This window comes from Pseudomonas sp. C5pp, assembly GCF_000814065.1.
Taxonomy (GTDB): Bacteria; Pseudomonadota; Gammaproteobacteria; order Pseudomonadales; family Pseudomonadaceae; genus Aquipseudomonas; species Aquipseudomonas asiatica.
This window is the reverse complement of the sequence record NZ_JWLN01000004.1, coordinates 183,884-198,661: the sequence shown is the minus strand read 5'-3', so window position 1 is coordinate 198,661 and position 14,778 is coordinate 183,884. Positions and strand designations below refer to the sequence as shown.

The 14,778-nt window shown below is 64.1% G+C and carries 12 protein-coding genes; 7 read left to right on the top strand and 5 right to left on the bottom strand.

What is annotated here, in order from left to right; genetic code table 11:
- Together RR51_RS05160 and RR51_RS05155 are read right to left on the bottom strand one after the other, a co-directional pair.
- Nucleotides 1–1,623, bottom strand: a complete 1,623-nt coding sequence (locus tag RR51_RS05160) for a methyl-accepting chemotaxis protein (protein ID WP_039612800.1) — start codon at nt 1,621–1,623, stop codon at nt 1–3.
- 200 nt (nt 1,624–1,823) lie between these two features.
- A complete protein-coding gene (locus tag RR51_RS05155) occupies nt 1,824–2,516 on the bottom strand; it encodes a tellurite resistance TerB family protein (protein ID WP_039612799.1) in 693 nt (230 codons plus the stop codon).
- A gap of 218 nt (nt 2,517–2,734) precedes the next feature.
- Here RR51_RS05155 and ydcS point away from each other — a divergent pair, with 218 nt between their 5' ends.
- The 5 genes from ydcS to RR51_RS05130 all read left to right on the top strand — a co-directional run bounded on the left by ydcS (nt 2,735) and on the right by RR51_RS05130 (nt 8,219).
- Entirely contained in the window at nt 2,735–3,886 is a 1,152-nt protein-coding gene (gene ydcS, locus RR51_RS05150; RefSeq protein ID WP_039612798.1) for a putative ABC transporter substrate-binding protein YdcS, read from the top strand.
- A gap of 150 nt (nt 3,887–4,036) precedes the next feature.
- Nucleotides 4,037–5,068 carry an ABC transporter ATP-binding protein gene (locus RR51_RS05145; protein ID WP_039612797.1) on the top strand — a complete coding sequence of 344 codons (1,032 nt, stop codon included), beginning with the start codon at nt 4,037–4,039 and terminating at the stop codon, nt 5,066–5,068.
- Nucleotide 5,069: 1 nt separating this feature from the next.
- Nucleotides 5,070–5,981, top strand: coding sequence for an ABC transporter permease (locus tag RR51_RS05140; protein ID WP_039612796.1), 912 nt, complete (start codon nt 5,070–5,072; stop codon nt 5,979–5,981).
- A complete protein-coding gene (locus RR51_RS05135) occupies nt 5,971–6,777 on the top strand; it encodes an ABC transporter permease (RefSeq protein ID WP_013971205.1) in 807 nt (268 codons plus the stop codon). The genes RR51_RS05140 and RR51_RS05135 overlap by 11 nt, the downstream gene beginning before the upstream one ends.
- A 17-nt stretch (nt 6,778–6,794) precedes the next feature.
- Nucleotides 6,795–8,219, top strand: coding sequence for a gamma-aminobutyraldehyde dehydrogenase (locus RR51_RS05130; RefSeq protein ID WP_039612795.1), 1,425 nt, complete (start codon nt 6,795–6,797; stop codon nt 8,217–8,219).
- Nucleotides 8,220–8,817: 598 nt separating this feature from the next.
- On the opposite strand, the gene RR51_RS05125 is transcribed toward RR51_RS05130, so the two are convergent.
- A complete protein-coding gene (locus tag RR51_RS05125; protein ID WP_039612794.1) occupies nt 8,818–9,924 on the bottom strand; it encodes an NADH:flavin oxidoreductase/NADH oxidase in 1,107 nt (368 codons plus the stop codon).
- Between the two features lie 558 nt (nt 9,925–10,482).
- On the opposite strand from RR51_RS05125, the gene RR51_RS05120 reads away from it, so the two are divergent.
- Entirely contained in the window at nt 10,483–10,746 is a 264-nt protein-coding gene (locus RR51_RS05120; protein WP_003258594.1) for a DUF3077 domain-containing protein, read from the top strand.
- A 420-nt stretch (nt 10,747–11,166) separates the two neighbouring features.
- Here the strand turns inward: RR51_RS05120 and recJ are convergent, their stop codons facing one another.
- The gene (gene recJ / locus RR51_RS05115; RefSeq protein WP_013971199.1) at nt 11,167–12,876 is read right to left on the bottom strand and encodes a single-stranded-DNA-specific exonuclease RecJ; all 1,710 of its coding nucleotides are present in this window, start codon (nt 12,874–12,876) and stop codon (nt 11,167–11,169) included.
- A gap of 8 nt (nt 12,877–12,884) precedes the next feature.
- Nucleotides 12,885–13,427, bottom strand: coding sequence for a YaeQ family protein (locus RR51_RS05110; RefSeq protein WP_013971198.1), 543 nt, complete (start codon nt 13,425–13,427; stop codon nt 12,885–12,887).
- Nucleotides 13,428–13,560: 133 nt separating this feature from the next.
- On the opposite strand from RR51_RS05110, the gene RR51_RS05105 reads away from it, so the two are divergent.
- Nucleotides 13,561–14,760, top strand: a complete 1,200-nt coding sequence (locus RR51_RS05105) for a CaiB/BaiF CoA transferase family protein (RefSeq protein WP_039612793.1) — start codon at nt 13,561–13,563, stop codon at nt 14,758–14,760.
- The last annotated feature ends 18 nt before the right edge of the window (nt 14,761–14,778 follow it).

The following is a 14,778-nucleotide window of genomic DNA, read 5'->3' as shown; positions in this document are numbered from 1 at the left end:
TCAGACTTTGAAGCGCGATACGCCGCCACGCAGGCCTGCGGCCACCTGGCTCAGCTCATCGATGGCGAAACTGGCCTGGCGCAGCGACTCGACTGTCTGGGTGCTGGCATCACTGAGCTGGGCCAGCGCCTGGTTGATCTGCTCGGCACCGGTGGCCTGGGCCTGCATGCCTTCGTTGACCATCAGCACGCGCGGCGCCAGGGCCTGCACCTGGTGGATGATCTGGCTGAGCTGTTCGCCCACCTGCTGCACCTCGAACATGCCGCGGCGCACTTCTTCGGAAAACTTGTCCATGCCCATGACCCCGGCCGACACCGCCGACTGGATCTCGCGCACCATCTGCTCGATGTCGTAGGTGGCAACGGCGGTCTGGTCGGCCAGGCGGCGCACTTCGGTGGCCACCACGGCAAAGCCGCGGCCGTACTCGCCGGCCTTTTCCGCTTCGATGGCAGCATTGAGCGACAGCAGGTTGGTCTGGTCGGCAACCTTGACGATGGTCACCACCATCTGGGTGATGTTGCTGGCCTTTTCGTTGAGGATGCCCAGCTTGGCGTTGACCAGGTCGGCGGCACCCATCACCTGGTGCATGGTTTCTTCCATGCGTGCCAGGCCCTGTTGGCCGGAGCCGGCCAGGCTGGAGGCCTGGTCGGCGGCGGAGGTGACTTCGGTCATGGTGCGCACCAGGTCACGCGAAGTGGCGGCGATTTCCCGCGAGGTGGCGCCAATTTCGGTGGTGGTGGCGGCCGTTTCAGTGGCGGTGGCCTGCTGTTGCTTGGAGGTTGCGGCAATTTCGGTCACCGAGGTGGTCACCTGCACCGACGAACGCTGGGCCTGGGCCACCAGGTTGGCCAGGGCCTCGGCCATTTCGTTGAAGCCGCTTTCGATGGCGCCGAACTCGTCCTTGCGGTCCAGGCTCAGGCGCATGCTCAGGTCGCCGGAGCGCAGTTTGTCGAGGGCATGAACAATGCGCTGCATGGGCGCGGTGATGGCGCGCATCAGCAACAGGCCGCAGATACCGGCGGCGATGATCGCCAGCAGCAGCGAAACCATCATGCTGCCCTTGGCGGTGCTCACGGCACCGACAATCTCGTTGGTGTCGGCGTCAGCAGCGGCACGGTTGTGCTCGATCACTTCGTTCAGAAGCTTGCGGCCTTCTACCCAGGCCGGGGTCAGCACATCGGTGATCAACCGCTGGGCTTCGGCATAGTCGTGCTTTCGATAGGCTTCCAGCACCTGCTCGATGATCTTGAGGTAGGCAACCTCCATCTGGATGAAGGCGTCGAACCGCGCCTGGTCGTCATCATCCTGAATGGTGCCCTGATAGCTGGCCATGTGCTCTTTCAGGCGGTCCTGGAAGCTCTTGAACAGTTCCGCATCGGCCGAGGTGAATTCACGCTGGTTGGACAGGCCTACCAACTGCTGGCTAGCCACGTAACCGTCGACCCAGGCACTGCGGATCATCGAGCTGTAGTAGAGGCCGGGAATGCTGTCGGTCCCCACTGCCTGTTCGGCGGATGCGATGGTCACCAACCGCGAATAGGCGGCCACGATCATCAGCAGCATGATGGCGATGATCACGGCGAAACTTGCCAGGATCCGTTGGCGCAAGGTCCAGTTCTTCACATTCAGCCCTCAGGAATTCACAACGAGCGGGAAAAATCGCCGAAGTATAGCCCAGGCGCCCAGTGCTCATGCGGCTGAAATGCGGGAATGGAGTAAAAGCTACCGGGTGCTTGTCGCGATATTTTCAGCGCCTGTGAGATCGAGCGCCGCCCGCGCGGCGCTCGATCTCACAGGCGCTGAAAATGTCGTGACAAGCGCTGCTACTGCACTACCGCCTGCCTTGCCTGGCTTTCCAGCTCCTGGCGCAGGGCCGGGTCCAGGCGCAGCTGGCGGGCCAGTTCGTCCAGGTAGGCGCGCTCCATGAAGTTTTCCTGATCGACCATCATCACGCTGGCCAGGTACATCTCGGCGGCCATTTCCGGCGTTTGCGCGGCACGGGCCACTTCGGCCGGATCCAGCGGCTTGTTCAGCTCGGCATGCAGCCAGTGCTGCAACTCGCGGTCGTTGTCCAGGCGGGTGAATTCGCCCTCGATAAGCGCACGTTCGCGTTCGTCGATATGGCCATCTGACTTGGCCGCCGCCACCAGCGCCCGCAGTACCGCCTGGCTGTGCAGCTCGGCCTGGGCCGGCGGCAGGCGGTCGACGGTCTGTGGCTCGGTGGCGGCCACCTGCTGGCGCGCCTGCCAGTTGCCGTAGGCCTTGTAGGCCAGCACACCGAGCGCGGCCAGGCCGCCATAGGTGAGGGCCTTGCCGCCATATTTGCGGGCTTTCTTGTTGCCCAGCAGCAAACCCATGGCGCCCGCTGCCAGGGCACCACCACCGGCACCGGAAAGCAGGCTGCCAAGGCCGCCGGCACTGGCGCCTGGCTTGCCAGAGCTGCCCTTGCCGGCCTGGCTGGCGAGCAGGTCCTGGCCGGACTTGAGCAACTGGTCGAGCAATCCCCGGGTGTTCATCAAACGGTCTCCACGTTGGCCAAGGGAACCGTCAGGTTAAGCCCTGCCCGCCCGATCGCCATGGGGGGATTTGCTTCCGGATGTTGCATTGGCTGGCAAAAAGCCAACTAGACTCGATATCGCCAATACCGCGCGTAAACCGCACTACGCCTATAACGCTCGCTTCACGGCTTGCTTGATGACTGCCCCGACCAAAATCTCCAAGAAGAGGGAACACCATGTCAGTGCACAAGACCGCATTGCTCGGCGCAACCGCCTGCGCCGTGCTGGCCAGCGCCAGCCTGCAGGCTGCCGAACCGCCCAAGGCCCTGGGGCCCGGCGAGGGCCGCCTGGACATCGTCGCCTGGCCCGGCTACATCGAGCGCGGTGAAAGCGACAAGGCCTACGACTGGGTGACCGGCTTCGAGAAGGAAACCGGCTGCAAGGTCAGCGTCAAGACCGCCGCCACCTCGGACGAGATGGTCAGCCTGATGACCAAGGGCGGCTACGACCTGGTCACCGCCTCGGGCGATGCCTCGCTGCGGCTGATCGCGGGCAAGCGGGTACAGCCGATCAACACCGACTTGATCCCCAACTGGAAGAACATCGACCCACGGCTGCAGAACGGTGGCTGGTACGTGGTCGACAAGCGGGTCTACGGCACCCCGTACCAATGGGGCCCGAACGTGCTGCTGTACAACACCGACGTGTTCAAGCAGGCGCCCACCACCTGGGGTGTGCTGTTCGAGCCGCAGAACCTGCCCGACGGCAAGCCGAACAAGGGCCGCGTGCAGGCCTACGATGGGCCGATCTACATCGCCGATGCGGCGTTGTACCTGAAGACGGCCAAACCGGAACTGGGCATCCAGGACCCGTACGAGCTGAGCGAAGCGCAGTACAAGGCCGTACTGGAGCTGCTGCGCCAGCAGCAACCGCTGATCCACCGCTACTGGCATGACGCCACGGTGCAGATGAGCGACGTGAAGAACGAAGGCGTGGTTGCCTCCAGCTCCTGGGGCTACATGGTCAATGGCCTCAAGGCCGAGAAGCAGCCCGTGGCCTCGACCATTCCCAAAGAAGGCGCGACCGGCTGGGCCGACACCACCATGCTGCACAGCGAGGCCAAGCATCCCAACTGTGCCTACAAATGGATGGACTGGTCGCTGCAGCCGAAGGTACAGGGTGACGTGGCGGCCTGGTTCGGTTCGTTGCCGGCGGTGCCGGCGGCCTGCACCGGCAACGAGCTGCTGGGGGCCGAGGGCTGCAAGACCAACGGTTTCGACAACTTCGACAAGATCGCCTTCTGGAAAACCCCGCAGGCCCAGGGCGGCAAGTTCGTGCCTTATAGCCGCTGGACCCAGGATTACATTGCGATCATGGGCGGGCGCTGAGGTTGCCTGAATGCCTGTGCCTGCCTCTTCGCGGGTGAACCCGCTCCCACAGGTAGAGCACCACCCTTACAGGCGGTGATGAACCTGTAGGAGCGGGTTCACCCGCGAAGAGGCAGGCACAGGAGTAAGCCAGTTGTCCGGAGCACACGCATGCCCCTAGCCGTCCAGTTCACCCAGGTTTCCCGCACCTTCGGCGAGGTCAAGGCCGTCGACCAGGTCAGCATCGACATCATCGATGGCGAATTCTTCTCCATGCTCGGCCCCTCTGGCTCGGGCAAGACCACCTGCCTGCGCCTGATCGCCGGCTTCGAGCAACCCACCAGCGGTTCGATCCGCATCCACGGTGTCGAGGCTGCGGGCGTACCGCCCTACCAGCGCGACGTCAACACCGTATTCCAGGACTACGCCCTGTTCCCGCACATGAACGTACTGGACAACATCGCCTACGGCCTGAAGGTAAAAGGCGTGGCCAAGGCCGAACGCCACAGCCGCGCCGAAGAAGCCCTGGCGATGGTGGCCCTGGCCGGCTACGGCGCGCGCAAACCGGCGCAGTTGTCCGGCGGCCAACGCCAACGCGTGGCCCTGGCCCGCGCGCTGGTCAACCGGCCACGGGTACTGCTGCTGGACGAGCCGCTTGGCGCGCTGGACCTGAAGTTGCGCGAACAGATGCAGGGCGAGCTGAAAAAACTTCAACGCCAGCTGGGCATCACCTTCATCTTCGTCACCCACGACCAGACCGAGGCGCTGTCGATGTCCGATCGCGTCGCAGTGTTCAACCGCGGCCGTATCGAGCAGGTCGACACCCCGCGCAACCTGTACATGCAGCCGGCCACCACCTTCGTGGCGGAATTCGTCGGCACCTCCAATGTGCTGCGTGGCGAACTGGCCATGGCGCTCAATGGCAGCCCGGCCCCCTTCTCCATCCGCCCCGAACATATCCGCCTCGGCGACCCGGCCACAGCCAGCCAGCACGTCCAGGTCAGTGGCCTGCTGCGCGATATCCAGTACCAGGGCAGTGCCACCCGCTACGAGCTGCAGCTGGACAGCGGCCAGCTGCTGGCGGTGAGCCAGGCCAACGACCGCTGGCAGGCCCAGGCACAGGCATGGCAAACAGGGCAACGGGTACAGGCGCACTGGCCCCGCGAAGCCATGACGGTGCTGCAGGAAACGGAGGGCCGCTGACATGAGCACGCTGCGCGGCCTGTCCAACCTGCTGTACCGGCGCCCCAACCTGTACCTGGCCCTGCTGCTTATCCCACCGCTGACCTGGTTCGGCGCCATCTACCTGGGCTCGCTGCTGAACTTGCTGTGGCAGGGCTTCTATACCTTCGACGACTTCACCATGGCGGTGACCCCGGACCTGACCCTGGGCAATTTCGCCGCGCTGTTCAACCCGTCGAACTTCGACATCATCCTGCGCACCCTGGGAATGGCGCTGGCGGTGTCGCTGGCCAGCGCGGTGCTGGCCTTCCCCATCGCCTACTACATGGCGCGCTACACCAGCGGCAAGACCAAGGCATTTTTCTACATCGCAGTGATGATGCCGATGTGGGCCAGCTACATCGTCAAGACCTACGCCTGGACCCTGCTGCTGGCCAAGGGCGGCGTGGCCCAGTGGTTCGTCCAGCAGCTGCACCTGGATGCCCTGCTGCAAACGGTGCTGACGGTGCCGGGCGTGGGCGGCAGCACGCTGTCGACTTCGCACCTGGGGCGCTTCATGGTGTTCGTGTACATCTGGTTGCCGTTCATGATCCTGCCGATCCAGGCCTCGCTGGAACGCTTGCCGCCGTCGCTGCTGCAAGCCTCTGCAGACCTCGGCGCCCGGCCCGGGCAAACCTTCGTGCAGGTGATACTGCCGCTGTCGATCCCGGGCATTGCCGCCGGCTCGATCTTCACCTTCTCGCTGACCCTGGGCGACTTCATCGTGCCGCAGCTGATCGGCCCACCCGGCTATTTCATCGGCAGCATGGTCTATGCCCAGCAAGGGGCGATCGGCAACATGCCGATGGCCGCCGCGTTCACCCTGGTGCCGATCGTGCTGATCGCGGTGTACCTGTCCATCGTCAAGCGACTGGGGGCCTTCGATGCACTCTGAAAAAGCCTCGACCGGGCTGCGCCTGGCGGCCTGGGGCGGGTTACTGTTCCTGCACTTCCCGATCCTGATCATCTTCCTGTATGCCTTCAACACCGAAGACGCGGCGTTCAGCTTCCCGCCCAAGGGCTTTACCCTGAAGTGGTTCGCCGTGGCCTTTGCCCGGCCCGATGTGCTGGAAGCGATAAAGCTGTCGCTGCAGGTGGCCTGCCTGGCCACGCTGATCGCCCTGGTGCTCGGCACGCTGGCCTCGGCGGCGCTGTACAGGCGCAGCTTTTTCGGCAAGGAGAGCATTTCGCTGATGCTGATACTGCCTATTGCCCTGCCTGGCATCATTACCGGCATCGCCCTGCTCTCGGCGTTCAAGAGCCTGGGGATCGAGCCCGGCGTGTTCACCATCGTGGTCGGCCACGCCACGTTCTGTGTGGTTATCGTCTACAACAACGTGATCGCCCGCCTGCGGCGCACTTCGCAGAGCCTGATCGAAGCTTCGATGGACCTGGGCGCCGACGGTTGGCAAACCTTCCGCTACATCATCCTGCCCAACCTCGGCTCGGCGCTGCTGGCCGGTGGCATGCTGGCCTTTGCCCTGTCGTTCGACGAAATCATCGTCACCACCTTCACTGCCGGCCACGAACGCACCCTGCCGATCTGGCTGCTCAACCAGCTCAGCCGCCCGCGCGACGTGCCGGTGACCAACGTGGTCGCCATGCTGGTGATGCTGGTGACCATGCTGCCGATACTTGGCGCCTATTACCTGACCCGTGGCGGCGAAAGCGTCGCGGGCAGCGGCAAATGACCCTGGAGGAGTCCCCGATGCAAACGCAGATGCTGATCAATGGCCAACTGGTCGCTGGCGAAGGCCCGGCCTGGACCGTGCTCAACCCGGCGCTGGGCAGTGCCCTGGCGCAGATCAACGAAGCCAGCGAGGCCCAGGTGGACAGCGCCGTGCGCGCCGCCGACCAGGCCTTCGACAGCTGGTCGCAAACCAGCCCCAAGGAACGCTCGCAAGCTTTGCTGGCACTGGCCGACGCTATCGAAGGCCATGGCGACGAACTGGCCCGACTGGAATCGCAGAACTGCGGCAAGCCGCTGAGCGCCGCGCTGAATGACGAGATCCCGGCAATTGCCGACGTGTTCCGCTACTTCGCCGGTGCGGCGCGCTGCCTGGGCGGCTCGGCAGCCGGCGAGTACCTGCCGGGCCATACTTCGATGATCCGCCGCGACCCGCTGGGCGTGGTGGCCTCGATCGCGCCGTGGAACTACCCGTTGATGATGCTGGCGTGGAAGATCGCCCCGGCCCTGGCTGCCGGCAACACGGTGGTGATCAAGCCCTCCGAGCTGACCCCGCTGACCGCCCTGCGCCTTGGCGAACTGACCCGGGACCTGCTGCCACCGGGGGTGCTGAACATAATCTTCGGCCGTGGCCAGACGGTCGGCAACCCGCTGGTCAACCACCCCAAGGTGCGCATGGTGTCGCTGACCGGCTCGATCCCCACCGGCGCGCACATCATCAGCGCCACCGCCGACAGCGTGAAACGCATGCACATGGAACTGGGCGGCAAGGCCCCGGTGCTGGTGTTCGACGATGCCGACATCGACGCGGCCATCGACGGCATCCGTACCTTTGGCTTTTACAACGCCGGCCAGGACTGCACTGCGGCCTGTCGGCTGTATGTGCAGGATGGCATCTACGAGCGCTTCGTCGAACGCCTGGGGGCCGCAGTGGCCAGCCTCAAGCCGGGCCTGCAGGAAGACGAGGACACCGAACTGGGGCCACTGATCAGTGCCCAGCACCGCGACAAGGTCGCGGGCCTGGTGCAACGCGCGGTTGCCCAGCCGCACATTCGCCTCGTTACGGGCGGCAAGGCGATTGATGGCGACGGTTTCTTCTTCGAGCCGACTGTGCTGGCCGATGCGCTGCAGGATGACGAAATCGTGCGCAACGAAGTGTTCGGCCCGGTAGTGTCGGTGACCCGCTTCAACGACGAAGCGCAGGCGCTGGAATGGGCCAACGACTCCAACTACGGCCTGGCCTCATCGGTATGGACCCGCGACACCGGCCGCGCCCACCGCCTGGCGGCGCGCCTGCAGTATGGCTGCACCTGGGTGAACACCCACTTCATGCTGGTCAGCGAAATGCCCCATGGCGGGCAGAAGCATTCGGGGTATGGCAAGGACATGTCGATGTATGGGCTGGAGGACTACACCTGTGTGCGGCATGTGATGATCAAGCACTGAGGGTAAAGCCTGGGCTGAGACCGGCACCTCAGCCCAGGAGCTTTCCTGCAATCGGTTCGGCCCATTCCTAATGCCACATCCTTTAGCTTGTAGTCATCGAAACTGGATTATCACGAGGCTGGATGACATGGAATATCGAGGACAACGAGCAAAGGTGAAATACAGCAAGGAAGACCATTCATGGGTCGGGCACCTTTGTACAACTTGCGATATCGTCGGGTTTCACGCTCGGTCGCGCAGGCTATTGCCTGCCGCGTTCAAAGAGGCAGTGGACGACTATTTGGAAGTAGCCAATAGAAAAGGCGTAAGTATCAACGCCTGACTTTGCGCGACCTCTGTGGGAGCAGGTTCACCCGCGAACACCGGCAAAGCCGGTGCCATACACCGAGTCGCCTTCTTCGCGGGCATGCCCGCTCCCACAGATACCGCATCGCATTCAAAGGCGGTGCAATACCTTGTAGGAGCGGCCTTGTGTCGCGAAAGGGGCGCGAAGCGGCCCCGGCAATATCAGCGGCGGAGCTGGAAACCCGGGGCCGCTTCGCAGCCCTTTCGCGACACAAGGCCGCTCCTATAACGACCGTGTAATGCTTGGGTCAGGTCAATCCCGCAGGTCCGACTCGTGAATCGGGTTGGCCCGGCTGGTGGCGCGCTGGTACTGCGCAGGCCAGGTAGCTTTGTTGCCGCCCAGGTCGTCGTCGGCGTGCAGCGGCCAGTACGGGTCGCGCAGCAGTTCGCGGGCGAGGAAGATGATGTCGGCCTGGCCAGTGCGCAGAATGTGCTCGGCCTGGGCCGGTTCGGTGATCATGCCCACGGTGCCGGTGGCGATTTCCGATTCCTTGCGCACACGCTCGGCGAAGCGCGTCTGGTAGCCCGGGCCGGTGGGGATTTCGGCGTTGACCGAGGTGCCGCCGGAGGACACGTCGATCAGGTCGACGCCCAAACCACGCAGGCGGCGGGCCAGTTCGACGGTTTCATCCGGGTTCCAGCCGTCCTCGACCCAGTCGGTCGCCGACACCCGCACGAACAGCGGTAACTCGGCAGGCCAGACTTTGCGCACGGCCTCGACCACCTGCAGGGTCAGGCGGATGCGGTTTTCGAAGCAACTGCCGTATTCGTCGCGACGCTGATTGCTCAGCGGCGACAGGAACTGGTGCAACAGGTACCCGTGGGCGGCATGGATTTCGACCACCTTGAAACCGGCCTTGAGGGCGCGCTCGGTCGAGGCGACAAAGGCGGCGATCACAGCCTGAATCTCATTGTGGTTCAACTCGTGCGGCGTCGTGTGTTGCGGGTCGAAGGCGATTTTCGACGGGCCCACCGGTTGCCAGCCGCCCTCCTCGAGCTTGACGCTGCCTTGCTTGCCCAGCCATGGGCGATAGGTGCTGGCCTTGCGCCCGGCGTGAGCCAGCTGGATGCCGGGCACGCTCCCCTGGGCGGTGATGAAACGGGTGATGCGTTGCAGCGGGGCGATCTGAGCGTCGTCCCACAGGCCGAGGTCTTCGGCGGTGATGCGGCCATCGGCGGTCACCGCCACGGCTTCAGTGATTACCAGGCCAGCGCCGCCCACGGCGCGGCTGCCTAAATGGACAAGGTGCCAATCGTTGGCCAGGCCATCGACGGCGGAATACTGGCACATCGGCGAAACGGCGATGCGGTTGGGCAGGGTCAGCTGACGCAGGGTGTAAGGCTCGAGCAGCAGGCTCATGAGGGCACCTCCCAAGGACTCCAATGGTGATCCGGCCCGGACATTCAATTGCACGTCCCTGGCCCAGGTCCGGTCATAACTTCAGACTAGACCAGAATGGTTGGGGGGGAGGTTCCATGGGATTTGGTAGAGGTTGAACGGCTCTGCGTTATCAGCGCCATGTCTGGTCAGAGTTTCAGATATCCCTTACGGCCCAGATCTGGTGAAGCCTAGGCTGAGGAAATAACCTACAAGTCCTGTCGACTCGCGTCTGATTGTTACTGGAATCTCTGACTCTCTAGCCTTTGCTGGTCGCTGGCATTCAGCGGCCGGGGGTGGAATCCCGATCAATTACCGAGTAGCTGTCGTCATGGCAGTTGTGCGCGGAAGGCCGCAAAGCCTACCGGGTTTACTCGTAGCCTGGATTCCACACCGCGTACAACTGCCACCCTTCGTGTGGAATCGGAGAGGCGGTCAATCAGCAACCATACGAGTGATTGATATGAAAATGACAGTCCCTGATCCTCCCTCATTTCTTCTCCTTCGACAAAACGCTCAGAATGATCAGGAGAGGGATTAATGAACACAGACGACACCCAGTTCACCGTCGGCAAGACCACTTTCTTTCAGGGTGAAAACCAGACCCACCCATTATTTCGCATCGAAGCGGGCATTCCGTGCCGAGACGCCCGTGATCAGGCTTCGGAATTGATGGGCTATGTGCGGGAGTTGACCATCGTCGGGCTAATGGATGAGAAACCCATGATGATCTGGGCTGCGCACTATCTCAGTGCGATGGCCAAGGCACTGATGGATGATGCCGAGTTAGGTATGGCGCGCTGAGTTTGATGTGATCATCGATCGCACATGGAGCACATTAGCCAGCCCGCCGCAGAGCCTTGTGGGAGCGGGTTTACCCGCGAAGAATGCGACTTGGTGCATGGCACCGGCTTCGCCGGTGTTCGCGGGTGAACCCGCTCCCACAGGTACAGCGCAGGCCTTGAGCCCGGTGCAGGCCCTGTGGGAGCGGGCATGCCCGCGAAGCAGCGACGCGGTGGATGGCACCGGCTTCGCCGGTGATCGCCGGCAAGCCAGCTCCCACAGGTACAGCGCAAGTCTCAAGCCCGCCGCAGGCCCTGTGGGAGCGGGTTTACCCGCGAAGCAGGCGACGCAGTGGATGGCACCGGCTTCGCCGGTGTTCGCGGGTGAACCCGCTCCCACAACGGGCCTGCGCCAGGCCGTCAGCAGCGGCGGTATCTACCCTCAACGCGGCTCCATGTGGGCAATCATCAACTGCACACTTTCATTGCCACGAAACTCGTTCACATCCAGCTTGTACGCCAGCTCGACCCAACGCACCGTCGGGTTCGGCCACACTTCGCGGTCAATGCCAAAGGCAATGCCGTCCAACCGCACCGAGCCGCACTCGCTCTTGAGCACCACCTTCAGGTGCCGCTCGCCCACCACGCGTTGCTCCACCAGCTGGAACACGCCATGGAACAGCGGCTCGGGGAAGTGCTGCCCCCAGGGCCCGGCATGGCGCAGGGCCTTGGCCAGGTCGAGGTGGAACTCCTCCACCGCCAGGCTGCCGTCGGACAACAGCCGACCGGTCAGGTCCTCTTCGCGCAGCTGGCGTCGCACTTCTTCATCGAACGCCTCGGCAAATGCCGGGAAATTGGCCTCGGGCAACGACAACCCCGCCGCCATCGCGTGGCCGCCGAATTTGCTGATCAGGTGCGGGTGGCGCGCCGCCACCGCATCCAGCGCATCGCGAATATGGAACCCCGGCACCGAACGCGCCGACCCTTTGAGCATGCCCTCGCCAGCGTCGGCAAAAGCGATGGTCGGCCGGTGGTAACGCTCCTTCAGGCGCGAAGCCAGAATACCGATTACCCCCTGGTGCCAGTCGGCATCGAACAGGCACAGGCCATATGGCATCGACTCGACAGGCAGGTCCTTGAGCTGGGCCAGGGCCTCGCGCTGCATGCCCTGTTCGATGGACTTGCGGTCCTGGTTCAGGTCGTCCAGCTGCTGGGCCATGTCCTGAGCCAGGGCCGCGTCTTCACACAGCAGGCATTCGATGCCCAGGCTCATGTCGTCCAGGCGCCCGGCAGCGTTCAGCCGCGGGCCAAGGATGAAGCCGAGGTCGGTCGAGGTGATGCGCCGGTGATCGCGACGGGCCACTTCAAGAATGGCCTTGAGCCCCGGCCGGGCACGGCCGGCGCGAATGCGCTCGAGGCCCTGGTGCACCAGGATGCGGTTGTTGGCATCCAATGGCACCACGTCGGCGACGCTGCCCAGGGCAACCAGGTCGAGCAATTCGCCGATGTTCGGCTGCGGCTGCGTTTCGTAGCGCCCCAGGCTGCGCAGGCGCGCACGCAGGGCCATCAGCACGTAGAAGATCACCCCTACCCCGGCCAGCGCCTTGCTCGGAAAACTGCAGCCCGGCTGGTTGGGGTTGATGATGGCGTCAGCGTCGGGCAACTCCGCGCCCGGCAGGTGGTGGTCGGTGACCAGCACCTTGAGCCCGGCGGCCTTGGCGGCAGCCACACCGTCGACGCTGGAAATCCCATTGTCCACGGTGATCAGCAGCTGCGGCTGGCGTTGCAGCGCCACCTCGACGATTTCCGGGGTCAGGCCGTAACCGTATTCGAAGCGGTTGGGCACAAGGTAGTCGACATGAGCCGCGCCCAACAGGCGCAGGCCCAGCACGCCGACAGTACTGGCAGTGGCGCCGTCGGCATCGAAGTCGCCGACGATGAGGATGCGCTGGCGCTGGTCGATAGCCTCGACCAGCAGATCCACGCCGGCCTCGATGCCCTTGAGCTGCTGGTACGGCAGCAGGCGCGCGAGGCTTTTGTCCAGCTCGGCCTCGCTCTGCACGCCGCGCGCGGCGTACAGGCGGGTCAGCAAGGGTGGCAGGTTACCCAGGAATGGCAGGGTCGGCGGCAGCGGGCGAGGTTCGATACGCATGAGGGGCTTCAGCCGCGCTCACCAAGCAGCCACTCCAGCTGCACTTCGTGCTGGCCACGGTCGTCGGTGACGAACAAGGTGCCTTCACTGATCATCACGTCCCACTTGATGGTGCGGGGCATGTCGGTGGCGAGGGTTTCCAGCACCTCCTGCGGCACAGCGGCGATGCTCAGGTTCTTCAGCCCCTTGACCGCGTCTACCACCTTGTTCTGCCATACGCGCAGGCTGCCGTAGGCCAGCAGGCTGGTACGCTCGGTGCGGCGCGAGCACCAGGTCAGTCGGTCGGCGTCCGGCTGGCCCACTTCGATCCAGTGCAGGATGCGATCGTCCAGGCTCTTTTCCCACAGCGCCGCCTCGTCCACGTCGGACAGGCCACGGCCGAACGACAGGTTTTCGTTGTACCAGAGGGCGTAGGCCAGCAGGCGTACGGCCATGCGTTCTTCGGTTTCCGAAGGGTGGCGGGCAATGGTCTGACGGACGTTTTCGTACACGCCGCGGTCGAGGTCGGTCAGGTTCAGTTCGAATTTGTAGGTGGTGGACGGCTGGGCCATGGTCGACGGGCTTCTTGCGCAGAGAAAAAGTGACACAGTCTAACCGATACTGCCCTTCGTTGCCCCGCAGCAGTATCTGCCGCTGCGGACCTATGATAAAACCACGCATCTGCCCAGCTGCCACGGATGCCCCATGACTACGCCCAGCAAACCCCTCGCCGGTCTCAAGGTTGTCGAACTCGGCACCCTCATCGCTGGCCCGTTCGCCTCGCGTATCTGTGCCGAATTCGGCGCCGAGGTGATCAAGGTCGAATCGCCCGATGGCGGCGACCCGTTGCGCAAATGGCGCAAGCTGTACGAGGGCACCTCGCTGTGGTGGTTCGTGCAGGCCCGCAACAAGCAGTCGCTCACCCTCAACCTCAAACACCCAGAGGGCCGCGAGATTCTCAAGCGCCTGCTGGCCGAGGCCGACATCCTGATCGAGAACTTCCGCCCGGGTGTGCTGGAAAAACTCGGCCTGGGCTGGGACGTGCTGCACGCGCTCAACCCGCGCCTGGTAATGGTGCGCCTGTCGGGCTTCGGCCAGACCGGGCCGATGAAGGACCAGCCGGGCTTCGGCGCCGTGGGCGAGTCGATGGGCGGCCTGCGCTACATCACCGGCTTCGACGACCGCCCACCGGTGCGCACGGGCATTTCCATCGGTGACTCGATTGCTGCCTTGTGGGGGGTGATCGGCGCACTGATGGCGCTGCGACACCGGGAAGTCAACGGCGGCCAGGGCCAGGTGGTGGACGTGGCCCTGTACGAAGCGATCTTCGCCATGATGGAAAGCATGGTCCCGGAGTTCGATGTGTTCGGCTTTATCCGCGAACGCACCGGCAACATCATGCCAGGCATCACGCCCTCCTCCATTCACACCAGCGCTGACGGCAAGCATGTACAGATCGGCGCCAACGGCGATGCGATCTTCAAGCGCTTCATGCAGGCCATTGGCCGCACCGACCTGGCCGACGACCCGACCCTGGCCACCAACGATGGCCGCGACCTGCGCCGTGACGAGCTGTACGGGGTAATCGACCGCTGGGCCAACAGCCTGCCGCTGGAGCAGCTGATACAGGTGCTGAACACCGCCGAAGTGCCGGCCAGCCGCATCTATTCGGCCGAGGACATGTTCAATGACCCGCAGTACCTGGCACGCGAAATGTTCCTGCAGGCCAAGCTGCCGGACGGCAAGCCATTCCGCATGCCGGGGATCGTGCCCAAGCTGTCGGACACCCCCGGCTCCACCGAGTGGGTAGGCCCGGCACTGGGCGAACACACCGAGGCACTGCTCGGCACCCTGGGCTACGACGCGGCGGCCATCGCCAACCTGCGCGCAGCAGGCACGGTCTGACACTGGCGCGGCCCTGGT